Here is a 24,909-nt window from a genome sequence, read left to right as displayed (position 1 = left end):
GTTTTAGTCAAACTCCAGTTCCACCTGCTCCGATCCTACTAACGACCGCAAATCGTTGAGTAAACGATCGCTGGGCGAAATACGCCACGCTGCACCAAAGCGCAGCTTCGCCCGCGCATCTGCTCTCTGATAATAGAGATGCACCGGAATGGTCCCGGAGCGATGAGGCTCCAGAGACTGGCGGAGACGGTTTAAAAGCTGGTCATCAATTTGCCTGTCCGTCAGCGAGATAGCAAGTCCGCGCGCGTATTTTTCCCGCGCTTCGTCGATGTCCATCACTTCTCGAGCGGTCATTTTAAGGCCACCGCTAAAGTCATCAAAGCTGACCTGTCCACTGACGATCAGGATACGGTCTTTCTCCAGCAACTGCTGGTATTTATCTAACGCATCGGTAAATAACATCACTTCCAGACGACCAGAGCGATCGTCGAGAGTACAAATACCAATTCGGTTGCCGCGTTTCGTGACCATCACGCGAGCGGCAATCACCAGCCCCGCCGCGATGGTTACTTTACCACGATCCGTCGGATGCATGTCCTTCAGGCGCATGCCGCCAACGTAGCGATCAATTTCTTTAAGATACTGATTAATTGGGTGGCCGGTGAGATACAAACCCAGCGTCTCACGCTCACCGTCCAGTTGAATCTGTTCCGGCCATGGCGTGATGTTGGTGTATGACTTCTCCACCTGCTCAGGCTCTTCGGCCAGCACGCCAAACATATCTGCTTGTCCGGTCGCTTCCGCTTTTGCGTGCTGATCCGCAGCTTTCAATGCATCGCTGAGCGCGCTCATCAAGGCTGCACGATGCGGACCGAGGCGATCAAAAGCTCCCGACATGATCAGCTTTTCCATCACACGACGGTTAATCTTTTTCGTATCGGTGCGAGCGCAGAGATCAAACAGCTCTTTGAAGTAGCCGCCTTCGTTACGTGCTTCGATGATGGCTTCAATCGGCCCTTCACCCACGCCTTTAATGGCGCCGATACCATAGACGATTTCGCCTTCATCATTCACATGGAACGGATACAAGCCGGAGTTGATATCGGGCGGCAGCACTTTCAGGCCCATGCGCCAGCACTCATCCACCAGGCCAACGACCTTCTCGGTGTTGTCCATATCGGCGGTCATTACCGCTGCCATAAATTCTGCCGGGTAGTGCGCTTTCAGCCACAGCGTCTGATAAGACACTAAAGCATAGGCTGCCGAGTGCGACTTGTTAAAGCCATAACCCGCAAACTTCTCTACCAGATCGAAGATCTTCATCGAGAGTTCACCGTCAACACCCATGCTTTCTGCACCGTCCTGGAACACCGAACGTTGTTTGGCCATCTCTTCGGGTTTCTTTTTACCCATTGCACGGCGCAGCATATCCGCGCCACCCAGGGTATAACCCGACAGCACCTGAGCAATCTGCATCACCTGTTCCTGATACAGGATGATGCCGTAGGTGGGTTCTAGTACCGGCTTCAGGGTTTCGTGCTGCCACTGAATATCCGGGTACGAAATTTCTTCACGGCCGTGCTTACGGTCAATGAAGTTATCAACCATGCCCGATTGCAGCGGTCCCGGGCGGAACAGTGCCACCAGTGCGATCATATCTTCAAAGCAGTCCGGCTTCAGACGCTTGATCAGATCTTTCATGCCGCGTGATTCAAGCTGGAAAACCGCTGTGGTTTCCGAGCGTTGCAGCATATCGAAGCTTTTCTTGTCATCCAGCGGGATGGCGGCGATATCAATCGGCTCCAACCCTTCTTTGGCGCGGCGCGGGTTAATCATCTTCAGCGCCCAGTCAATGATGGTCAGCGTGCGCAAGCCGAGGAAGTCAAACTTCACCAGGCCGGCGTATTCCACATCATTTTTATCAAACTGGGTTACCGGGAATTGGCCATTCTCATCACAGTAAAGCGGCGCAAAATCAGTGATTTTGGTCGGTGCGATAACCACCCCACCGGCGTGTTTACCGGCGTTACGTGTGACACCTTCCAGCTTGCGCGCCATATCGATCAGCGCTTTGACCTCTTCATCTGCCTCGTAGATTTCCGGCAGCTGCGGTTCCGCTTCAAAGGCTTTTTCCAGCGTCATGCCGGGATCCGGCGGGATCAATTTGGAGATGCGATCCACAAAGCCATACGGATGACCCAGCACACGTCCTACGTCGCGGATAACCGCTTTCGCCGCCATGGTACCGAAGGTGATGATTTGCGAAACCGCTTCGCGCCCATACATCTCGGCAACGTGATCGATCACCTGATCGCGCTTCTCCATGCAGAAATCGACGTCGAAGTCGGGCATGGAGACACGTTCCGGGTTAAGGAAACGTTCGAACAGCAGATCAAATTCCAACGGGTCGAGGTCAGTGATTTTCAGCGCATACGCGACCAGAGAGCCTGCACCCGAACCACGGCCCGGCCCAACCGGGATACCGTTATCCTTCGACCACTGGATAAACTCCATCACGATCAGGAAGTAGCCAGGGAAGCCCATCTGGTTGATAACGTTAAGTTCAATCTCAAGACGTTCATCATATTCTGGCCGCTTCTCTGCACGCACCTTGTCATCCGGGAACAGGAATTCCAGACGCTCTTCCAGCCCTTCACGAGACTTCATGACGAGGAAATCTTCAGTCGTCATTTCCCCGGTGGGGAATTGCGGCAGGAAGTATTCACCCAGGCGTACCGTGACGTTACAACGCTTAGCAATCTCTACGCTGTTTTCCAGCGCTTCCGGGATGTCCGAGAACAGCTCGCACATCTCCTCTTCGCTGCGCATATATTGCTGAGGACTGTAATGACGTGGGCGTTTTGGATCGTCCAGCGTGAAGCCATCATGAATCGCCACGCGAATTTCATGGGCGTCAAAATCTTCTTCGTTGAGGAAACAGACTTCGTTGGTGGCCACCACCGGCACACCTTCGGCAATCGCTAACTCAACGGCGGCATGCAGATAAGCCTCTTCATCGGCGCGTCCGGTACGCGTCAGCTCGAGGTAATAACGATTGGGGAAATGTTCCTGATAGAAACTGAGGCACTGCGACACCAGCGCACTGTTGCCGCGCAGTAGACTGCGGCCAACATCGCCCTTGCGTCCACCGGAGAGCAGAATGATGCCTTCACCCAGTTCGACCAGCCAGTCACGGTCAATAATCGGTCCGGCAATGCCATATCCACGCTGATAGGCACGGGAAATTAACAACGTAAGGTTCTGATAACCGGTGTTGTTGGCGGCAAGGACCGTGAGTTGTGTCAGCTCATCGCCCATCAACTCACTGGCGACGTGGAAATCCGCACCAATAATCGGTTTGATGCCTGCATCGTGCGCACTGCCGTAAAAACGCACCAACCCGCAAAGGTTGATGTAATCGGTAATCGCAATCGCTGGCATACCCAGCGCAGCCGCCTTCTTGACCAATGGCTTAGTTTTCGCCAGGCCATCGACCATCGAATAGTCGCTGTGTACGCGCAGATGTATAAAACGAGGTTCAGCCATATCAGTTTCCGATTAAAACAGCGTCAGGCTATTAAAGCGCAGTCGGCTGACGCGCGGCCAGCACATCAGCATCAATCAGGGCATTTCGCACCGGTGCAAAGCTGCGGCGATGATGTGGCGTGGCACCAAACTGAGTCAATTTTTCCATATGCAACGCAGTTGGGTAGCCTTTGTGCTGGGCAAATCCATATTCTGGGAACAACAGATCCAGCTCGGCCATTTCACGATCGCGCGTGACTTTCGCGATGATCGAGGCTGCACTGATCTCTTGTACCAGGCTATCGCCCTTCACCACCGCCTGCGATGGCATGGGCAATGCCGGACAGCGGTTGCCATCGATCAACACAAAATCAGGCGTAACAGGCAGACCCGCTACCGCACGCTGCATCGCCAGCATAGTGGCGTGCAGAATGTTGAGTTGGTCGATCTCTTCAGGCTCCGCACGGCCCAGACTCCAGGCGAGCGCTTTCTCTTTGATTTCGTCATAGAGCGCCAGACGACGCTTTTCGGAGAGTTTCTTCGAGTCGGCCAAGCCTTTAATCGGATTGGCAGGATCGAGAATGACAGCTGCAGTGACAACGGCGCCGACCAGCGGACCTCGCCCCACTTCATCCACGCCAGCAATGCGCTGTGCGTTTGGGTAGATAAACTCAGTCATTGGCAATCTCCAGTACGGCGTCCGCGGCTTGCTCATCAGCATTCCAGCGAATCTGTTGATGCAACTCGTTGAAGGTGTTCAGCAGGTCATCGCGCTCTGGTCCGGCATGCAACAGAGGTTCCAGCGCAGCCGCCAGTGCCTTTGGCTGGCACTCTTCCTGCAACAGCTCTTTGACCAACTCCCGACCCGCCAGCAGATTGGGCAGTGAAACGTAAGGCGTTTTCACCAAACGCTTCGCCAGCCAGAAGGTAAAGGGTTTCATGCGGTAACCGACCACCATCGGACACTTCGCCAGCATGCACTCCAGCGCAGCAGTGCCGGATGCGAGAATCGCCGCATCGCTGGCGATCATCGCCTGACGGCCTTTGCCATCCAGCAAATGCATCGGTAGCTCGGGCGCCACTTCAGCTTTAATCTGTTCAAACTGTTCGCGGCGTTTGGCATTGACCAGCGGCACCACGATTTCCAGCGCGGGATAACGCTGACGCAATAACTGTGCCGCACGCAAGAAATCCGCACTCAGCATTTCCACTTCTGCACCACGGCTACCCGGCAGCAAGCCCAGACAGATCGCATTCTCCGCGATGCCTAACTCACGTCGCGCCGCAGATTTGTCTGGCTGCAGCGGCATGGCATCGGCCATGGTGTGGCCGATAAAGCGGCAAGGTACGTTGAATCGATCGTAAAACGCTTTTTCAAACGGCAGAAACGCCAGTACCAGGTTGGTATTGCGGCCAATTTTGAACACGCGTTTTTGTCGCCACGCCCACACGGAAGGACTGACGTAATGAATGGTGCGAATTCCTGCGCGCTTCAGGCTGCCTTCCAATGTGATATTGAAATCTGGCGCATCAATGCCGACGAAGACATCAGGCTTGAGTTCGGTGAAGCGCTGCGTCAAATCCTTGCGAATTTTCAGCAAGCGGCGCAAGCGGCCGAGCACTTCAACAATGCCCATCACCGCCAGCTCTTCCATCTCATACCAGACTTCACAGCCTTCAGCCTGCATCAGCGGACCGGCAACGCCGACAAAGCGGGCATCAGGATGACGCGCTTTGAGCGCACGGATCAGACCTGCACCAAGAATATCGCCGGAGGTTTCTCCGGCGACCAGGGCAATCGTTAAGGGACGCACTGACATGGATTAACGAATCAATCCACGCGTTGAACGGGCAAAGAAGTCATAGAAAGGCTGCACTTCGCTGTGTTGTTTTGCCAGCTCTTCAATCTCTGGTTTCACTTCATCCAGCGTTTTGCCACTGCGATAAAGCAGCTTGTACGCATTGCGAATGGCGTGCAGTGCTTCTTTGCTAAAGCCACGGCGTTTGAGGCCTTCGATGTTGATACCGAACGGGGTCGCGTGGTTGCCCTGCGCAATAACGTACGGTGGCACATCCTGCGCGACGCCTGAACAACCGCCAACCATCACGTGTGCGCCAATGGTGCACCACTGGTGTACTGCCGTCATACCGCCGATGATGGCGAAATCATCCACGGTGACATGGCCGCCCAGCGTGGCGTTGTTAGCAAAGATGCAACGGTTACCAATCACGCAGTCATGCGCGATGTGCGCATTGACCATCAGCAGGTTATCACTGCCGACTTTAGTGAGGTTGCCACCCTGCGTGGTGCCACGGTGAATAGTCACACTCTCGCGGATGCGGTTGCGATCGCCGATTTCAACACGGGTCGGCTCACCGGCATATTTCAGGTCCTGGTTCACTTCACCAATCGAAGCAAACTGATAGATCTGATTGTCTTTGCCGATACGCGTGTGGCCGTTCACCACCACGTGCGATTTGAGCACCGTACCTTCACCAATTTCCACGTTAGCGCCGACAAAGCAGAACGGGCCGATGTGAACATTGGCGCCGATGACGGCACCTTCTTCAATGACGGAACTGGGATGAATATTGGCGGTTGAATCAATCACTAATTATGCCTCCCGGCTACGGGCACACATCATGGTCGCTTCACAGACAATTTTGCCATCTACCGTTGCCACGCCTTTGAAGCGCGTCAGACCACGACGAGTTTTCTCGAAGGTGACTTCCATAATCATCTGATCGCCCGGTACCACTGGACGTTTGAAGCGGGCTTCGTCGATACCGGCGAAGTAATACAGCTCGCCGGGTTCCAGTTTTCCAACGCTTTTGAACGCCAGAATACCGGTTGCCTGCGCCATTGCTTCCAGAATCAGAACGCCTGGGAAAATCGGCTTACCAGGGAAGTGTCCCTGGAAAAACGGTTCATTAACAGAAACGTTCTTCACCGCACGCAGATATTTATGCTCTTCAAATTCCAGCACGCGGTCAACCAGCAAGAACGGATAGCGGTGCGGCAGCAGTTCTAAAATCTCTTCGATTTTCAGAGTATGCGTTTCAGTTGTCAAAATACTCTTCCTGTCCTAAAAAATCTGATGGCAATAATAACACGGCCTGCACAGATCAAAATGATCCTCCGCAGGCCGCAAATCAGTTCGGTGGCGTAACGCTTTCCTGAGAGACCTCCTCACACGCATTCGGGGTAAGCCGAAGTCGCAAGAAGGCACGCTGCTTTATTATGAAAGCGGGTCGCGAGCGATGCGTTTAGTCGTCTTTGCCGACCTTACGTTCGATGGCTTTTAAGCGTTTGCTTATTTCATCGATATTCATCACCAGCGCTGCCGTTTTACGCCAGGTTTTGTTGGGTTGCAGTGGGATACCCGATGAGTATATCCCAGGCTCTGTGATCGGGCGCATTACCATGCCCATGCCCGTTACGGTCACTTTGTCACAGATTTCCATATGGCCGTTAATGACGCTGGCGCCGCCAATCATACAATAACGTCCAATCTTCAGACTACCCGCCATGATCACACCGCCCGCAACGGCCGTGTTATCTCCAATCACAACGTTGTGCGCAATCTGACACTGGTTGTCTATGATAACACCATTGCCGATCAGAGTGTTATCCAGTGCACCGCGATCGATGGTGGTACAAGCACCAATTTCAACGCGATCACCAATTACCACGGTTCCAAGCTGTGGAATTTTCACCCAATTGCCACGGTCGTTAGCATACCCGAAACCATCGGCACCGATCACGGTACCCGACTGAATCAGACAATCCTGACCAATCTCGATCTCATGGTAAATCGTCACGTTAGCCCACAAACGTGAGCCGCGACCGATACGCGTCTGCTTACCGACAAAACATCCTGCGCCAATCACGACGTCGTCGCCCAGCTCAACGCCAGACTCGATCACCGCATTCGCGCCCACCGAAACGTTCTTACCCAGCGTCGCTGTCGGATCGATCACCGCACTGGGCGCGATATTCTGCGCGGGCTGCGGCGTTGTGTCCAGCAGTTGTGCCATGCGAGCGTACGTTAAGTAAGGATTTTTCACCACCAGGGCAGCGGTTTTACACCACTCCAGATCCGCTTCCGTCAGCACCACGGCTGAAGCCTGGATATGAGCGAGCTGCTCGCGGTAACGGCTGTTTGCAAGAAAAGTGATTTGACCAGTGGTGGCGGATTGCATAGAAGCAATGCCGGAGATGGCGATATCGCCATCTCCGTGCAATTCTGCATCCAACTGCTGGGCTAAATCAGCCAGTCGAATTGATGACATCGATTATTTAACCTGTTTTACAACGTCAGCAGTGATGTCTTTAGCATCAGCAGAAGAGTACAGAACGGCCTGAGAATCCAGCACCAGATCGTAACCATCGCTTTTCGCTACAGACTGAACAGCGGTCTGGATTTTAGCCAGCAGCTTGTTACGCTCCTGCATCTGACGAGTCTGGTTGTCTTTGTCGAAAGCCTGCGCTTTCTGTTCAAAAGCAGCACGCTCAGAAGCAATTTGCTTCTCTTTCTTGGTGCGGTCGCTGGCCTTCATGGTTGACGCATTGCGCTGCAGATCCTGGATTTCACCCTGGATTTTCTGCTGCTGCGCCTGGAGGTCAGAAGCACGGCTTGAGAACTCGCCCTCAAGCTGTTTAGCAACAGCGGCACGCTGCGGAGACTGCTGGAATACCTGGCTCAGGTTCACAACGGCGATTTTATCGGCCGCCTGGGCACCCGCAGAAGCAGCTAAAGCAACACCCAGAGCAGCAGCACAGAACAACTTTTTCACTATAAACTCCTTACCTCAACGTGTGTGTTTGCAGCGTGTCACGACAGAGCGCGACACGGATGCAAGACGGTATTTTCACTTCCTTGTTCAGAGCCTTACCAGGTTTTACCAATGTTAAACTGGAACTGCTCTGACTTGTCTCCCTCGACTTTCTTCATCGGCTGAGCATATGAGAATACCAGCGGACCTAATGGCGACATCCATTGCAGCGCAATACCGGCAGAAACACGAATGTTATTCGGATCGCTGTAGTCCGGAATGCCCGCCGCACGGGTTTCTGCGGTGTTCTGCCATTTGGTATCCCAGACAGTACCGGCATCCATGAACACCGATGTACGAACTGAGTTAGCGTATTTCTCGCTCAGGAACGGCGTTGGCGTGATCAGCTCAAGGCTGGCAATGGCCATCGCGTTACCACCCACCGCATCATCTGACTTACAGACGCCATTGGCATCCGTCAGGTTACAGGTGGAGGAGTGATCGTTCAGGTAAGCCGCTTTCGGACCAATGGTATTGGACTGGAAGCCACGAACCGTACTTGAACCACCGCCGTAGAAGTTCTCATAGAACGGCATCTCTTTTCCACCGAGCCCGTCACCATATCCGACACGGCCACGTCCCAGCACCACCCATGTGCCATCACGGTTCAGTGGCACGTATTGCTGAGAATCCAACGTCGCTTTGTAGAAGGCGTTATCGGAACCTGGAATAGTCACTTTGCCGTTCAGATTGGTACGGTTACCCCTGGTCGGGAAGAAACCACGGTCCAGCGTGTTGTATGTCCAACCGTAGTTGAAGGTGAAATCATCTGCAGAGAAATCACCTTTATCATTCAACTCCTGATGGCGGCCAACCGAGTCCAGATAACGCCACATCGCAATCTGCGGTTGCATGTTGGACAGGTCGTTATGCACGTAACCCAGGCCGACACGCAATGTGTTGTTTTCATTAACCGGGAAGCCCAAAGTGCCATCCACACCATAACTTCTGTTGGTGTAGTCAGACAGGTCAGCATCATCCGCTTTGAAGTCGTTATAGAAGACACGACCACCCAGGCTCACACCGTCGACCGTGAAATACGGATCGGTCAGTGAGAATTCAGCATAGGTCTGGTAATCGTTTTTAGTACCGCTGATGCCAACGGTATTACCGGTGCCGAGCCAGTTGTCCTGGGTCACACCTACCTGGAAGCTGACGCCACTTTCAGTACCGTAACCCACACCAAAGTTGAAGGTACCGGTGTTACGTTCTTTAACCTTATAAACTACATCCACCTGGTCCGGAGAACCTGGCACACGCTGCGTGTCCACATCGACGGTTTCAAAGTAACCGGTACGGTTCAGACGCTCTTTACCCTGGTCAACCAGGTCGCTGCCCAGCCATGCGCCTTCCATCTGACGCATCTCACGGCGCAGCACGGCATCTTTCGACGTATCGTTACCTTCGAAGCGCACTTTACGCACGTAATAACGGTTACCGGCATCCACATTGATATGCAGTTTAACGGTTTTGTCTGCGTCGTTAATTTCCGGCTGTGTCACCACACGCGGATAGGCATAGCCATAACGACCAAGCAGTTTTTTGATGTCGTCTTCCATCTGCGTGACTTTGGTGCCGTTATACAGCTCACCCGATGGAATACGTGTCATTTTTTCGATTTCAGCAGAATGGCCAGCCATGCTGCCGTTCACGATCACGCCGGCAATCTTATACTGATCGCCTTCGTTGATGTTCACGGTGATGTAGATGCCTTTTTTATCTGGCGTCAGGCTCACCTGAGTGGAATCGATGTTGAAGCGCGCATAACCGCGATCCAGATAGAAGCTACGCAGGGTCTCAAGATCCCCGGCCAGCTTTTGTTTCTGGTATTTACGATCGCCAACCACGTTCCACCATGGCACTTCATCACGCAGTGAGAAGCGCGAGATCAATTCATCAGAGCTAAAGGCTTTGTTGCCAACGATGTTGATCTGCTGAATCTGAGCTGACACGCCTTCCTGGAAGACGAATTTCAGATCCACGCGGTTACGGGGCAGCGGTGTCGCAATCGCTTTCACGCTGGCGGTGTATTTACCGACGCTGTAGTAGAAGTCTTCCAGGCCCTTCTCAATCGAAGAAAGCGTGGTGCGGTCGAGTGCTTCACCGACGCGCACACCAGAAGCTTCAAGGTTCTGCTTCAGCTGATCTTCTTTCACCGCTTTGTTGCCGGAGAAAGTGATGCTGGCAATGGTCGGACGCTCTTTCACCTGAACAATCAGGGTTGTTCCATCACGCAGAACCTGAACATCTTCAAAGTTGCCGGTGGCGAACAGAGAGCGAATGGTGTTTCTGACGTCATCGTCAGAAATGGTATCACCGACACGTACGGGCATGCTGAGCAGAGCCGCGCCGACGGCGACTCGCTGGAGACCTTCGAAATGAATGTCCTTCACTACGAAATCGTCTGCACCGTAAACGGTGGCGCTGCTAAACAGCAGCGACGCTATGAGCAACTTTTTCATCGCCATCGTTGTTATGCGTTTTCCTAACACATCCCGCGCCTGTCCGCAGTCCAGCTATTACAGACGTGAGAAATCATTGAAAAGTGCAAGCCCCATTAATAACACCAGCAGAATTGAGCCAATGCGATAACTGAAGTCCTGAACTCGCTCGGACACCGGTCCACCTTTGATCTTTTCGATCGCCAGAAAGAGCAGATGTCCACCATCTAATACCGGCAGAGGGAACAGGTTGATGATCCCCAGATTGACGCTGATCAGCGCCAGGAACATCAGATAATAAATCACCCCGTATTCCGCTGATAACCCTGCACCTTGCGCAATCGAAATTGGCCCGCTCAGATTATTCAGCTTCACATCCCCGGTAATCAACTTGCCCAGCATTGAGACCGTTAACTTCATCAGTTGCCAGGTTTTGACACTGGCTTCACCGATAGCGGCAAAGGGCCCATACTGCCTAACCGTTTTATACTCATCCGGCAGCGGAATGACGCGCGGAATCACTCCCGCAAAGCCTTCCGCTTCATTGCCCGGTTTCGCTTCTGGCGTTAACGTCAACGCCACGAGTTCGCCGTTACGTTCCACATCCAGCGCCATGTTTTTGCGCGGATTATCGCGCACCTGCGCCGCAAAAGCCTGCCATTGTGTTAACGGCTGACCATCGACTTTAACGATCCTGTCGCCTGCTTGCAAACCGGCAGCGCTGGCCGGCGAATTTGCCTGCACTTCAGCTAAGGTCGTTTCGATTTGTGGCCCACGAGGACGAATCCCTAATGCCACAACCGGGTCCTGTTTATCCGGTTCGAACTGCCATTCGCGCAAATCGACCTGCTTCTGCTGCGTGGCATCTTCACCGAATTGCGAGACGGTAAGCGTGGTACTGCTGTCGCCGATTTTTCCGATCAGCGCCATGCGCACTGCATCCCAATCAGGCGTTTCGATACCATCTACCGCTTTAAGTTCCATACCGGAGGTAATTTGCGCTTCAGCCGCGACAGAACCGTTCAGAATTTCGCCAACAACCGGACGCACACCGGGTACGCCGTGGATAAAGACGACCCAATAAGCGAAGACGGCAAAGATGAAGTTAGCAATGGGGCCGGCCGCAATGATCGAAGCACGCTGCAGCACAGTTTTATTGTTGAAGGCCTGATGGCGGAGTTCAGCGGGAACGCTCTCTACGCGTTCGTCGAGCATTTTGACGTAGCCGCCGAGCGGGATCAGGGCAATGACGTATTCCGTGCCCTGACGATCGCTACGACGCCACAACGCTTTGCCAAAGCCAATCGAGAAACGTTCGACTTTGACACCGCAGCGGCGGGCGACCCAAAAGTGGCCGAATTCGTGCACGGTGATCAGTACGCCAAGTGCCACGATAAAGGCGACAAAACTCCAGAGTATGCTCAACATTGTCGCTAATCCTCAGAGGGTGCGGAACACCAGCAGCAGCAGGCAGGCAAAAACCGGCACCGCAGCGGTCAGGCTGTCGATACGATCGAGGATACCACCGTGACCCGGAATCAAGTTACCGCTGTCTTTGATGCCCGCTTCACGTTTGAACATACTCTCGGTCAAATCCCCCAGAACCGAAGCCAGCGTAGCAATAACGGCGCAGATAATCAGCGTACCCGGCGCCACAGAAAGCGGAGCCAGCAGCGCAAACAGCCAGGCGATAATCGCGGATGACAGCAGGCCGCCAAAGAAGCCTTCCCAGGTTTTACCCGGTGACACTTTTGGCGCCAGCTTATGTTTACCAAACAAACGGCCAAACATATAAGCGCCAGAATCTGCGCCCCAGACCAGCAGCATCACAAACAGCAACCACCATGCTCCCGCAAAGTGATCGGTATCGTAATGATACTGGCGCAGCGCCATCATGCCCCAGAAGAAGGGAATCACGGTCAGGATGCCGAATAACACGCGGAGTGGGCGCGAAGTGCGCCACAACGCCGCAGAGGCAGGATAAAACAGCACGAGAAACAGGGCGACAATCCACCATCCCAGCGCGGCCCAAAGTGAGCCCTCCATCTGGAACTGGTGCAGATTGCGTTGATAGGGTTGCAGGGTGAACAGCATCACTGAGAGCAATAAACCGCATAACACGGCGAGCCAGATACGCTGCTGACGTGTCTTCATACCCGCCAGCTGCCCCCATTCCCAGGCGGCAAGCATACAGATGATGATAGTGGTAATCGCAAATCCGGACAGCGGTAACCAAAACAGAGCAGCGATCACCAGCGGAATCAGAATAAACGCGGTGATCAGACGAGACTTCAGCAAAGGTTACCCCCAGATTGCTCAGGCGCCGCCTGGTGCCGCGCCGCCAAAGCGTCGCTCCCGCGAAGAGAATGCATTCAGTGCACCTTCAAAAACGTGTTCATCAAAATCAGGCCAAAGAACATCGGTAAACCAAAACTCAGCATAGGCAATCTGCCACAGCAGGAAGTTGCTAATCCGATGCTCTCCCCCGGTCCTTATCACTAAATCCACCGGCGCCAGCTCCTGCATACACAGATAGGGAGCCAGACTTTCTTCGGTTATCTGGTCAGGACGTAATAAACCTTCCTGAACCTGTTCAGCCAGTTTTCTGGCACCCTGGATAATATCCCAACGGCCACCATAGTTGGCAGCAATGTTGAGGGTGAGTCCATTATTTTGCTGAGTCAGTTCCTCGGCGCGACGAATGCGTTCCTGAATACGATTATTGAAACGACTGATATCGCCAATCACGCGCAGACGCACGTTATGCTTGTGCAGGCTTTTGACTTCGCTGTCGAGCGCCCAGACAAACAATTCCATTAAGGCCGTCACTTCCTGTACCGGTCGGCTCCAGTTTTCACTGCTGAACGCATAGAGCGTGAGCGCTTCCAGTTTATGGCTGACCGCAAAGCTGACGGCCCGGCGTACTGATTTTACCCCGGCTTTGTGGCCTGAAATACGCAGTTTGCCCTGATTTTTTGCCCAGCGACCATTACCATCCATAATGATGGCCACGTGACGTGGCGTGCAGTACGACTCGTCATCGATTGTGTTGTGATTGTTGGACGACATAACGCGTAATAATTCCTTTCATCAGAAATGCTGTGGTTTCTGAATACATTGCGCCTGCGGCAAACCCCGGCATCGCTACCAGATGACATCGAAACAATGTCGGGCCGAAAAACGCGAGCGAGCGACTATACCATTTTCACCCTGAGCGAACAAATAGCGGGAAGTATCAACCTGCTAAACGAAAGCGTGGTAGCAATTCTGTGGCACAGATACGCGCTAACCGATCGATCTCCATCACATCCTCAATGCTGCCCGGCTCCTGGCATATCAGGGACGCCAGCACTTCGCTGTTGATGGCGGCGATGTCGGTAAAGCGAATCTGATGCTGCAGAAATGCCGCAACGGCCACTTCGTTTGCCGCATTCAGCGTGGTGGTGGCGGCTTGCCCTGTTGAGCAAGCATCGATTGCCAGCTTCAGGCAGGGATAGCGCTCATAGTCCGGCTCAGCAAACGTCAGTGACTTCATTCGCGTGAAATCGAGTGGCGTTACGCCGGCCGAAATACGTGCTGGCCATGCCATGCTGTGCGCGATAGGGGTTCGCATATCAGGCGACCCTAGCTGCGCCAGCACACTGCCATCGCAGTAACGCACCATGGAGTGAATCACCGACTGCGGATGCAGGATGACTTCCATCTGTGCGTCAGTGGCATTAAATAGCCAGCGGGCTTCAATGTATTCAAGACCTTTATTCATCATGGTGGCCGAATCAACGGAGATTTTACGCCCCATTGACCAGTTCGGATGTGCACACGCCTGATCTGGCGACATGGCGGCCAAATCCGCTAATGGCGTGTCACGAAAAGGACCACCCGATCCCGTAAGGAGAATAGAATCAATGCCATTCTCTCGCAGATCAGCGTACCCCAACTGATGCTGTATGGAAGCGGGTAAACTCTGAAAAATGGCGTTGTGCTCGCTGTCGACCGGCAACAGCTGCGCCTTGTGATGACGCACGGCCTCCATAAACAGGCGGCCGCACGTGACAAGTGACTCTTTATTCGCGAGTAAAACGGTTTTGCCAGCACGAATTGCGGCAAGTGTGGGTTGCAGCCCGGAAGCGCCAACAATAGCCGCCATCACCTGATCCACTTCATCGAGTGCCGCCAGCTCGCAAGCCGCCTGAACGCCGGAGAGCACTTCGGTAGGAAGATTCAATGCTCTCAGTCGCTCACGCAGCGCTTGTGCGGAGGCTTCATCAGACATCGCCGCATAGCGTGGGGTAAATTGCTGACACTGTTCAGCCATCAGCGCTACGTTTTGACCCGCCACCAACGCGGTGACCTGGTACAAGTCTGGATTGGCTGCGATGACTGCCAGTGTGCTGGTACCAATCGAGCCGGTGGAACCCAGCAGAGTTAATCGCTTCATCATGCTATCCCTGTGACGTCGTGGATCGTGCCTGCAACAGCGCCAGGCACAATGTAAAACGCCGCCAGAGTCGCACAACGTCTCTGAACGGCGTTTTTAAAGGCAGTAGATGGAATTAGAAATCCATCAGTTCCTTTTCTTTTTCGGCCAATGCGACATCAACATTTTTGATGTAGCCATCGGTCATTTTTTGGATCTCATCCTGCGAGCGACGTTCGTCGTCTTCGCTGATCTCTTTGTCTTTCAGCAGCGCTTTGATCTTGTCGTTAGCATCGCGGCGCACGTTACGAACAGAAACACGCCCCTGCTCCGCTTCACCACGCACGACCTTGATCAGATCTTTACGACGCTCTTCGGTCAGCGCTGGCAGTGGCACACGAATATCGGTACCGGCTGAGCTTGGGTTCAGACCCAGGTCAGATGCCATAATCGCTTTTTCAACGGCCGGGCTCAGTGAGCGGTCAAACACGTTGATTTTCAGCGTACGAGAATCTTCTACCGTGACGCTAGCCAGCTGACGCAATGGCGTAGGTGTACCGTAGTAAGGCACCATAATGCCGTCGAGCAGTGAAGGCGAAGCACGACCGGTGCGCACTTTGCTGATTTGGTTTTTGAATGCTTCCACGCATTTTTCCATGCGCGTGTCGGCATCTTTTTTAATGTCGTTAATCACGTTAAAACCCTTGGATTCGGTTTGACCTGGCCATCTCCGGGCAGCCCGGAAGTGGTATCGATAAACATCGATCATCCTGAAAGCTGCGCGATGCCACTGCATCGCGCCAACAGAATATACCTTATTTTATCTTGCGTCGGGTATTAATGCGTAATCAGAGTGCCTTCTTTTTCACCCATCACTACGCGACGCAGTGCGCCAGGCTTGTTCATGTTGAAGACGCGGATCGGCAGTTGATGGTCGCGAGCCAATGTAAAGGCCGCCAGATCCATCACTTTCAGCTCTTTATCCAGTACTTCGCCATAGGTCAGCTGTTCATACAGCGTCGCGTCCGGGTTTTTCACCGGATCATCTGAATAAACACCGTCAACTTTGGTGGCTTTCAATACCACATCGGCTTCGATTTCGATGCCACGCAGACAAGCGGCGGAGTCAGTGGTAAAGAACGGGTTGCCAGTACCGGCGGCGAAAATCACCACGCGGTTATTGCGCAGCAGGCTGATCGCTTCTGCCCAGCTGTAGTTATCACACACGCCATTCAGCGGAATCGCGGACATCAGACGCGCGTTAACATACGCACGGTGCAATGCGTCTCGCATTGCCAGACCGTTCATCACGGTTGCCAGCATACCCATGTGATCGCCGACCACACGGTTCATGCCTGCCTGTGCCAGGCCAGCGCCACGGAACAGGTTACCGCCACCAATAACCACACCCACCTGGATGCCCAGCTCAACCAGCTCTTTCACCTCTTGCGCCATACGGTCAAGCACGCTCGCGTCAATACCAAAACCTTCGGCACCTTGCAGTGCTTCGCCACTCAGTTTTAGCAGGATACGTTGATATACAGGTTTTGCGTTGGTCGCCATGGTCAATTCTTCCTGGAAGATATGATGAATGAGAAGTTAAATCTGATCGATCATCCGCTTAGCGAACGAAAAAAGCTATTGGGATGAGACTGAAAAGTGGTCCACGCAAAACGCAGACAAAAAAGAACCGCCTTCCGGCGGTTCTTTCGGAGCATTAAGACTGTTTGGACATTGCAGCAACTTCTGCTGCGAAGTCAGCTTCAACTTTCTCGATGCCTTCGCCCACTTCGAAGCGGATGAAGTTAATCACGTCTGCGCCTTTCTCTTTCAGAGCCTGGCCAACAGTTTTGCTTGGATCGATAACGAAAGCCTGACCGGTCAGAGAAACTTCGCCGGTGAATTTCTTCATGCGGCCTTCAACCATTTTCTCTGCGATTTCTTTAGGCTTGCCAGACTGCATGGCGATGTCCAGCTGAACCTGGTACTCTTTCTCAACCACATCAGCAGACACGTCTTCTGGCTTAACGAATTCTGGCTTGCTTGCCGCAACGTGCATCGCAACTTGCTTGCTCAGCTCTTCATCAGCACCGGTGGTAGAAACCACTACGCCGATACGTGCGCCGTGCTGGTAGCTGTTCAGCTGAGCACCTTCCAGGATAGCAACACGACGGATGTTGATGTTCTCACCGATTTTAGCAACCAGCGCTACGCGTTCTTCTTCGAACTGCGCTTTCAGAGCTTCAACATCAGTCACTTTACCAGCAACAGCTGCATCCAGCACTTTGTCAGCGAAAGCCTGGAAACCAGCATCTTTAGCAACGAAGTCAGTCTGGCAGTTAACTTCCAGAATCACTGCGAAACCATCAGCGATTTTGGTTTTGATCACGCCGTCAGCAGCAACGTTGCCTGCTTTCTTAGCGGCTTTGATCGCGCCAGATTTACGCATGTTCTCAATCGCCAGCTCGATGTCGCCGTTCGCTTCGGTCAGCGCTTTTTTGCAATCCATCATGCCTGCGCCAGTACGCTCACGCAGTTCTTTTACCAATGCAGCGGTAATTTCAGCCATTCCAGAATCCTCGATTCGTCTCTGTGTGCGTTAACACTGTCAGAAACTTGTTGCGGAAAATTTACTCTGCCCCGCTTACCCGAAAGAAGCGTGACAAACTTAGATAAATAAAAGGGGCCTGTGCGGCCCCCTTAACAGATAACATCTGATGTCTAAGGGCTCTTAGAAAGAGCGAACCTTATTAAGCTTCAGCAGCTTCTTCAGCCTGCTCAGCCAGATCCTGTGAACGGCCTTCGCGCACGGTGGTCGCAACAGCAGTCAGGTACAGGCTTACAGCACGGATCGCATCGTCGTTACCTGGGATAACGAAATCAACGCCATCTGGATCAGAGTTGGTATCAACGATAGCAAATACTGGGATACCCAGGTTGTTTGCTTCTTTGATTGCGATGTGTTCGTGGTCAGCGTCAACAACGAACAGTGCATCCGGCAGACCGCCCATATCTTTGATACCGCCCAGGCTGTTTTCCAGCTTGGCCAGTTCACGAGCACGCATCAGTGCTTCTTTTTTGGTCAGTTTGTCGAAAGTACCGTCCTGAGACTGAGTTTCCAGATCTTTCAGACGCTTGATTGACTGACGAACAGTTTTCCAGTTGGTCAGCATACCACCCAACCAGCGGTGGTTAACGAAGAACTGGTCGCAGCTCAGAGCTGACTCTTTTACCGCTTCGGCAGCAGCGCGCTTAGTACCAACGAAAAGGATTTTGCCTTTACGTGAAGAGATCTTCTGCAACTCAGCCAGAGCTTCGTTGAACATTGGTACAGTTTTCTCAAGGTTGATGATGTGAACCTTGTTACGAGCACCGAAGATGAATGGCTTCATTTTCGGGTTCCAGTAACGGGTCTGGTGACCAAAGTGAACACCAGCCTTGAGCATGTCGCGCATTGAAACAGTTGCCATGATTACCTCTAAAGTATGATTGGGGTTGGGCCTCCATGTATCCCATACAACCGACCTCTTTCAAGGCACCCCGGCGTATGTGTCGATACATGTGTGTTTTAGTACACATAATGAGTTTTATGCGTTTCCTGCCAGCCAACGAAACGAAGGTGACAGAGAATCGTCGGCGCGCTTTATACCATAACGCGCAGGAATACGCCAACAGTTGTTAGCAGCGTGAGCGAGGAGTCATCCCGATTTGGCAGCCTAATGACTGACTGCTAACATGACTGCCACAGAACTCATTATTGTCGAAAATGTCGGCAATTGCGGATTATTTAATGGCCATTTCAATCAAAACCCCTGAAGAAATCGAAAAAATGCGCGTGGCGGGCCGTCTGGCTGCTGAAGTGCTGGAAATGATCGCCCCGCACGTGGTGCCGGGTGTGACCACAGGTGAACTCGACCGCCTCTGCCACGATCACATCACGAATAAGCAGCAGGCTATCTCAGCCTGCCTTGGCTATCACGGCTTCCCGAAATCGGTGTGTATTTCGGTTAACGAAGTGGTGTGCCACGGCATCCCGAGCGATGACCGCGTTTTAAAAGATGGCGATGTGGTCAACGTTGACGTCACGGTGATCAAAGACGAGTATCACGGCGATACCTCGAAGATGTTCATCGTCGGCAAACCGACTATTCAAGGCGAGCGCTTGTGCCGTGTCACCCAGGAAAGCCTCTACATTGCGCTGCGTCTGGTTAAACCGGGCATCCGCCTGCGTGAGCTGGGCCGTGCGATTCAACAATATGTTGAAGCACAGGATTTCTCTGTGGTACGTGAATACTGCGGCCACGGCATCGGCAAAGGTTTCCACGAAGAACCACAAGTGTTGCACTATGATGCCGATGACGGCGGCGTGGTGTTGCAGGCGGGGATGACCTTTACCGTTGAGCCGATGGTCAATGCCGGTGATTATCGTATCCGCACCATGAAGGATGGCTGGACCGTAAAAACCAAAGATCGCAGCTTGTCCGCGCAGTATGAGCATACTATTGTGGTGACAGAAAACGGCTGTGAGATTCTTACGCTGCGTGAAGATGACACCATTGCTGCGGTGCTCGAAAACAACGCGTAACGTTCTTCAAGACAGTACCAGGCCGGCATAATGCCGGCCTTTTTTATGGCGCTTACGAGGCATGTCGATGAGTGGTAGCGTGACCGAAGCAGTACACAAAGGCCTGACTGATTCCCCCGCCAGCTGGCCCGATGAAGCCCTGACGCGTGACAAATTAAAACTCTATCTGGAGCAATTCCAGCAGCATCTCGGTATGGCCTTTGATGCCGGTACTGACGTTGAATCACTGATTGATGCCCGCACGCTATTTATCGATCGTCTGTTGCGCCGACTGTGGCGCTTCTACGGCTTCGATAAAATGAAAGAGATTGCGTTGGTTGCGGTGGGCGGCTATGGCCGTGGTGAACTGCATCCGCTCTCCGATATCGATGTCTTGATACTCAGCCGCCAGCCACTGGATGATGCGGCCGCGCAACGCACCAGCGAACTCCTGACGCTGATGTGGGATTTAAAACTCGAAGTTGGCCACAGTGTGCGCACGCTGGAAGAGTGCTTACTGGAGGGGTTGTCCGATCTTACTGTCGCGACCAACCTGATCGAATCCCGCATGCTGACAGGCGATGTCGCCCTGTTCCTTGAGTTACAGAAGAACATTTTCAGCGATGGCTTCTGGCCGTCCTCTCGCTTTTTCGCGGCCAAGATTGAAGAGCAGCAGGAACGTCATCAGCGCTACCACGGCACCAGCTACAATCTCGAACCCGATATTAAAAGCAGTCCAGGTGGCCTGCGCGACATTCACACCTTACAGTGGGTGGCGCGCCGCCATTTCGGTGCCACCACCATGGATGAAATGGTCGGTTTTGGCTTTATCACGGAAGCCGAACGTAATGAGATCAATGAATGCCAGGAGTTCCTCTGGCGAATTCGCTTCGCGCTGCACTTAACGCTCACACGCTACGACAATCGCTTGTTGTTTGATCGCCAGCTCACTGTGGCACAGCGGCTCAACTATCTCGGCGAAGGCAATGAGCCGGTTGAGCGCATGATGAAAGATTTTTACCGGGTGACGCGCCGCATTGGTGAGCTCAATCAGATGCTGCTGCAGCTGTTTGATGAAGCGATCCTCGCGCTCTCCACCACCGAGAAACCGCGCAGCATTGATGATGATTTCCAGCTGCGCGGCAATTTGATTGATCTGCGTGACCCCACATTGTTCGAACGTGAACCGCAGGCCATTCTGCGCATGTTTTATGTGATGGTACGTAATGAGAACATCACCGGCATTTACTCCACCACGCTACGTCATTTACGCCATGCGCGTCGTCATCTGAAGCAGCCGCTGTGCCAGATTGCCGAAGCGCGTGACACCTTTATGGCGATTCTGCGCCATCCGGGCGCGGTGAAGCGGGCGCTGGTGCCGATGCATCGCCACAGTGTCCTTTGGGCGTATACGCCGCTGTGGGGCAATATTGTCGGCCAGATGCAGTTTGACCTGTTCCATGCTTACACGGTGGATGAGCACACCATTCGCGTCCTGCAAAAGCTGGAAAGTTTCGCCAACGAAGCCACGCGTCCGATGCACCCATTGTGTGTAGAACTCTGGCCGCGTTTGCCACAGATCGAACTGCTGCTGATGGCTGCCTTATTGCACGATATTGCCAAAGGGCGCGGCGGTGACCACTCGATTCTGGGGGCGCAGGACGCGCTTGATTTTGCCGAATTGCACGGGCTCAACTCGCGGGAAACGCAGTTGGTGGCCTGGCTGGTGCGCCATCATCTGTTGATGTCGGTCACCGCCCAGCGCCGTGATATTCAGGACCCGACGGTGATTCAGCAATTCGCTGAAGTCATGCAGAATGAAAACCGCCTGCGTTATCTGGTGTGTCTCACCGTAGCCGACATCTGCGCCACTAACGAAAGTCTGTGGAACAGCTGGAAGCAGAGCCTGCTGCGTGAATTGTTCTTCGCGACCGAAAAACAGCTGCGTCGCGGTATGGAAAACAGCCCGGACTTGCGCGAACGCGTGCGTCATCATCGCTTACAGGCTCTCGCGCTGTTGCGCATGGAAAACCTTAACGAAGAGCGCCTGCACCATATCTGGAGTCGCTGCCGTGCTGACTATTTCCTGCGTCACACGCCGAATCAGCTGGCATGGCACGCACGTCACCTGATCGACCATGACCTTACAAAGCCGCTGGTGCTGGTCAGTCCGCAGGCCACTCGCGGCGGGACTGAAATCTTTATCTGGAGCCCGGACCGCCCTCACCTGTTTGCCGCAGTAGCCGGTGAGCTGGACCGCCGCAATCTGAGCGTGCACGATGCCCAGATCTTTACCAGCCGCGACGGTATGGCGATGGATACCTTTATTGTGCTGGAACCGGATGGCAGTCCGCTGGCCGCCGATCGTCATCCGATGATTATGCAGGCACTGGAGCAAGCGATTACCCAAACCGAGTGGGTGCCGCCGCGCACGCGTCGCCAGTCTGCACGACTTAAGCACTTCAGTGTCGATACCGAAGTGAATTTCCTGCCGACGCACACCGATCGTCGTAGCTATCTGGAGCTGGTCGCGCTGGATCAACCAGGCTTGCTGGCGCGTGTAGGGGAAGTGTTTGCCGACCTCGGTGTGTCACTGCACGGCGCGCGCATCAGTACGATTGGCGAACGAGTTGAGGATCTTTTCATCCTGGCGGACAGCGAACGGCGCGCACTTGATGTCGAAATGCGCAATGTGCTGCAACAACGGTTGACAGAGGCCCTCAATCCAAACGATAAAGTGTGACCGCAATCGATTTATCGACTTAATTCTCTGTGTCAGCGCGACGCTGGCACCCGTATGACAGACTCAGGAAATTATTATGCAACAGTTACAGAGCGTTATTGAATCTGCCTTTGAGCGCCGCGCCGATATCACGCCAGCCAGCGTGGACAGCGTGACCCGTGAAGCCATCGAACAGGTTATTGGCCTGCTGGATAGCGGCGAACTGCGCGTGTCTGAAAAGATCAACGGGGAGTGGGTAACGCATCAGTGGCTGAAGAAAGCAGTACTGCTGTCGTTCCGCATCAATGACAACCAGGTGATGGAAGGCGCAGAAACCCGTTTCTACGACAAAGTCCCAATGAAGTTCGCGAACTGGGATGAAGCACGCTTCAAAAATGCGGGCTTCCGCGTTGTCCCACCTGCTGCCGTGCGTCAGGGCGCTTTCATTGCACGTAACACCGTGCTGATGCCTTCTTACGTCAACATCGGCGCTTACGTTGATGAAGGCACCATGGTTGACACCTGGGCCACCGTGGGTTCTTGTGCGCAGATCGGCAAAAACGTTCACCTGTCTGGCGGCGTCGGCATCGGCGGTGTTCTGGAGCCACTGCAGGCTAACCCAACCATCATCGAAGACAACTGCTTCATCGGCGCACGTTCTGAAATCGTTGAAGGCGTGATCGTGGAAGAAGGTTCAGTAATCTCCATGGGCGTTTACATCGGTCAGAGCACCAAAATCTACGATCGTGAAACTGGCGAAGTGCATTACGGCCGCGTGCCAGCGGGTTCAGTGGTGGTATCGGGCAACCTGCCGTCTAAAGATGGTAGCTACAGCCTGTACTGCGCCGTAATTGTGAAGAAAGTGGACGCTAAAACGCTGGCGAAAACCGGCATCAACGAACTGCTGCGTACCATCGACTAAGTCGGAAATTAGTCCGGTTACCCTGCCAACGGGCCTGTATTCGGGCCCGTAATTTTTTCTTTACACTCTCACCCAAACAACCTGCTTCGCGCCGCGAATTAACTGGTGCGTTTATTTTTCAAACAGTTCATAATCCGCGCCAGTTAACTCCGGTCGCGCACTGTTCATCCCGGTTTTTGTGTCTACAGTTGATTAAGTATGCCGTAAGCGTTCCGGTTGCTGCGTATCTGCCGCATCCCGAATGATGATGATAGTCCTGCGCGCTCACCCACTCTTAGATGGAATATAAACGCTATGTACGACAACCTGAAAAGCTTAGGTATCAGCTCTCCTGAAGACATCGACCGTTACAGCCTGCGTCAGGAAGCCAGCAACGACATTCTGAAAATCTACTTCCGCAAAGACAAAGGTGAATTCTTCGCCAAAAGCGTGAAATTCAAATACCCGCGTCAGCGCAAAACTGTCGTCGCCGATCACACCAGCCAGGGCTATAAGGAAGTACAGGAAATCAGCCCGAACCTGCGTTACGTGATCGACGAACTGGACCAGATTTGCCAGCGCGATCAGGTCGAAGTCGATCTGAAACGCAAAATCCTCGCGGATCTGCGTCATCTGGAAAACGTGGTATCCAATAAGATCGCTGAAATTGAATCCGATCTGGATCAACTGACCCGCAACGGTCGTTAATTTCCTCCCCGCGTTCCCAGGGCCAGCTTATGCTGGCCTTTTTTTTGCCTTAATTCAGTTTTATCTGGGCCTGTTCACCTATCTGAATTCATAATCCCTGGCTAGTATCGGGTTATGTCTGACTTCAGGTATCACAAAAACCATGCAATTTGCAGCCATCACCTCAGGACAGCGCGGTCTGGATGTTCATATCGCCGGTGACCTCGCGCAAAAAATTCTCTCTGGAACGCTAAAGGCTGGTGATGTTCTGCCCAGCGAAGTCGAGTTGTGTAGCCGCTTTGGCGTCAGCCGAACTGCCGTGCGTGAGGCGCTCAAACTCCTCTCTTCGAAGGGATTAATAGAATCGCGTCCCAAACTCGGCACGCATGTGCGCGATCGCACATACTGGAATCTGCTTGATGTGCAGCTGCTGGAATGGATGCAGGGCATCGAATCTACGGCAGAAATGTATCAACAGTTTCTGGACTTCCGTGAGGCTATCGAACCGCAGGCTGCCAGACTGGCTGCACTACACGCTACGCAGGCACAACGCACCGAACTTTCTCTGTTATTTCGCGAAATGATCGCTGTTTGCGCTGCGAGTAACTTCGATCTTGCTCGCTGGCTGGAGGCAGACAGTGCCTTTCATCGCCTGATCTTTCACTCTACCGACAACTGTTTTTACATCCCGTTCGGTAATTTGCTGGAAACCATCTTTAAATGCTTTTTTACCTGGCCTTCCAGCGCGCAGGATATTTTTTTGGACGAGCACCGCAAGATTTATGAAGCGATCATGATCGGCGATGCCGATGCAGCGCACAGGGCGTCGATGAATTTAATGCTTAACAGCACACAGCCTCGGCTATAACTTTCCCC

At 53.3% G+C, this 24,909-nt stretch carries 21 protein-coding genes; 5 read left to right on the top strand and 16 right to left on the bottom strand.

Going from position 1 to position 24,909, the window contains the following annotated elements; translation table 11 throughout:
• Positions 1-3: 3 nt before the first annotated feature.
• The 16 genes from dnaE to rpsB all read right to left on the bottom strand — a co-directional run bounded on the left by dnaE (position 4) and on the right by rpsB (position 18,629).
• Positions 4-3,486 (bottom strand): DNA polymerase III subunit alpha, encoded by a 3,483-nt coding sequence (gene dnaE, locus FD744_RS16870; RefSeq protein WP_058962060.1) that lies wholly within the window; start codon positions 3,484-3,486, stop codon positions 4-6.
• A 31-nt stretch (positions 3,487-3,517) separates the two neighbouring features.
• Complete coding sequence (gene rnhB, locus FD744_RS16865) at positions 3,518-4,144, bottom strand: ribonuclease HII (RefSeq protein WP_034829460.1); 627 nt, start codon at positions 4,142-4,144, stop codon at positions 3,518-3,520.
• Positions 4,137-5,285 (bottom strand): lipid-A-disaccharide synthase, encoded by a 1,149-nt coding sequence (lpxB, locus tag FD744_RS16860; protein WP_160868782.1) that lies wholly within the window; start codon positions 5,283-5,285, stop codon positions 4,137-4,139. The genes rnhB and lpxB overlap by 8 nt, the downstream gene beginning before the upstream one ends.
• A gap of 3 nt (positions 5,286-5,288) precedes the next feature.
• Positions 5,289-6,077 carry an acyl-ACP--UDP-N-acetylglucosamine O-acyltransferase gene (lpxA, locus tag FD744_RS16855; protein WP_034829465.1) on the bottom strand — a complete coding sequence of 263 codons (789 nt, stop codon included), beginning with the start codon at positions 6,075-6,077 and terminating at the stop codon, positions 5,289-5,291.
• A gap of 3 nt (positions 6,078-6,080) precedes the next feature.
• A complete protein-coding gene (gene fabZ, locus FD744_RS16850) occupies positions 6,081-6,536 on the bottom strand; it encodes a 3-hydroxyacyl-ACP dehydratase FabZ (RefSeq protein WP_013507953.1) in 456 nt (151 codons plus the stop codon).
• A gap of 196 nt (positions 6,537-6,732) precedes the next feature.
• Entirely contained in the window at positions 6,733-7,758 is a 1,026-nt protein-coding gene (lpxD, locus tag FD744_RS16845; protein WP_160868781.1) for a UDP-3-O-(3-hydroxymyristoyl)glucosamine N-acyltransferase, read from the bottom strand.
• 3 nt (positions 7,759-7,761) lie between these two features.
• Entirely contained in the window at positions 7,762-8,262 is a 501-nt protein-coding gene (locus FD744_RS16840; protein ID WP_034829472.1) for an OmpH family outer membrane protein, read from the bottom strand.
• Positions 8,263-8,357: 95 nt separating this feature from the next.
• Positions 8,358-10,769 (bottom strand): outer membrane protein assembly factor BamA, encoded by a 2,412-nt coding sequence (gene bamA, locus FD744_RS16835; protein WP_160868780.1) that lies wholly within the window; start codon positions 10,767-10,769, stop codon positions 8,358-8,360.
• Positions 10,770-10,820: 51 nt separating this feature from the next.
• A complete protein-coding gene (gene rseP, locus FD744_RS16830; protein ID WP_038648921.1) occupies positions 10,821-12,170 on the bottom strand; it encodes a sigma E protease regulator RseP in 1,350 nt (449 codons plus the stop codon).
• 12 nt (positions 12,171-12,182) lie between these two features.
• Positions 12,183-13,040, bottom strand: a complete 858-nt coding sequence (gene cdsA / locus FD744_RS16825; RefSeq protein ID WP_034829478.1) for a phosphatidate cytidylyltransferase — start codon at positions 13,038-13,040, stop codon at positions 12,183-12,185.
• A gap of 18 nt (positions 13,041-13,058) precedes the next feature.
• The gene (gene ispU, locus FD744_RS16820; protein WP_034829480.1) at positions 13,059-13,811 is read right to left on the bottom strand and encodes a (2E,6E)-farnesyl-diphosphate-specific ditrans,polycis-undecaprenyl-diphosphate synthase; all 753 of its coding nucleotides are present in this window, start codon (positions 13,809-13,811) and stop codon (positions 13,059-13,061) included.
• Positions 13,812-13,977: 166 nt separating this feature from the next.
• Positions 13,978-15,180: a 1-deoxy-D-xylulose-5-phosphate reductoisomerase gene (gene ispC / locus FD744_RS16815; RefSeq protein ID WP_176505770.1), complete on the bottom strand. Its 1,203-nt coding sequence runs from the start codon at positions 15,178-15,180 to the stop codon at positions 13,978-13,980.
• A gap of 115 nt (positions 15,181-15,295) precedes the next feature.
• On the bottom strand, positions 15,296-15,853 hold the full coding sequence (gene frr / locus FD744_RS16810) for a ribosome recycling factor (RefSeq protein WP_034829486.1): 558 nt from the start codon (positions 15,851-15,853) through the stop codon (positions 15,296-15,298).
• A gap of 143 nt (positions 15,854-15,996) precedes the next feature.
• Complete coding sequence (pyrH, locus tag FD744_RS16805; RefSeq protein WP_034829488.1) at positions 15,997-16,722, bottom strand: UMP kinase; 726 nt, start codon at positions 16,720-16,722, stop codon at positions 15,997-15,999.
• A 154-nt stretch (positions 16,723-16,876) separates the two neighbouring features.
• Entirely contained in the window at positions 16,877-17,728 is an 852-nt protein-coding gene (tsf, locus tag FD744_RS16800) for a translation elongation factor Ts (RefSeq protein ID WP_034829489.1), read from the bottom strand.
• 181 nt (positions 17,729-17,909) lie between these two features.
• Positions 17,910-18,629: a 30S ribosomal protein S2 gene (gene rpsB / locus FD744_RS16795; RefSeq protein WP_034829491.1), complete on the bottom strand. Its 720-nt coding sequence runs from the start codon at positions 18,627-18,629 to the stop codon at positions 17,910-17,912.
• 320 nt (positions 18,630-18,949) lie between these two features.
• Between rpsB and map the strand changes: the two genes are divergently transcribed.
• The 5 genes from map to FD744_RS16770 all read left to right on the top strand — a co-directional run bounded on the left by map (position 18,950) and on the right by FD744_RS16770 (position 24,901).
• The gene (map, locus tag FD744_RS16790; protein WP_034829494.1) at positions 18,950-19,744 is read left to right on the top strand and encodes a type I methionyl aminopeptidase; all 795 of its coding nucleotides are present in this window, start codon (positions 18,950-18,952) and stop codon (positions 19,742-19,744) included.
• Positions 19,745-19,811: 67 nt separating this feature from the next.
• Positions 19,812-22,466, top strand: coding sequence for a bifunctional uridylyltransferase/uridylyl-removing protein GlnD (glnD, locus tag FD744_RS16785; protein ID WP_058962066.1), 2,655 nt, complete (start codon positions 19,812-19,814; stop codon positions 22,464-22,466).
• 76 nt (positions 22,467-22,542) lie between these two features.
• Positions 22,543-23,367 (top strand): 2,3,4,5-tetrahydropyridine-2,6-dicarboxylate N-succinyltransferase, encoded by an 825-nt coding sequence (gene dapD, locus FD744_RS16780; protein WP_038648942.1) that lies wholly within the window; start codon positions 22,543-22,545, stop codon positions 23,365-23,367.
• Between the two features lie 294 nt (positions 23,368-23,661).
• Positions 23,662-24,054, top strand: a complete 393-nt coding sequence (locus FD744_RS16775) for a DUF3461 family protein (RefSeq protein ID WP_034829501.1) — start codon at positions 23,662-23,664, stop codon at positions 24,052-24,054.
• Between the two features lie 142 nt (positions 24,055-24,196).
• Positions 24,197-24,901, top strand: a complete 705-nt coding sequence (locus FD744_RS16770) for a FadR/GntR family transcriptional regulator (protein ID WP_160868779.1) — start codon at positions 24,197-24,199, stop codon at positions 24,899-24,901.
• The last annotated feature ends 8 nt before the right edge of the window (positions 24,902-24,909 follow it).

The sequence above is a fragment of the Pantoea sp. Taur genome (assembly GCF_009830025.1).
Lineage (GTDB): Bacteria > Pseudomonadota > Gammaproteobacteria > Enterobacterales > Enterobacteriaceae > Pantoea > Pantoea communis.
The sequence above is the reverse complement of the archived record's forward strand: the minus strand, read 5'-3'. Positions and strand labels throughout refer to the sequence as shown.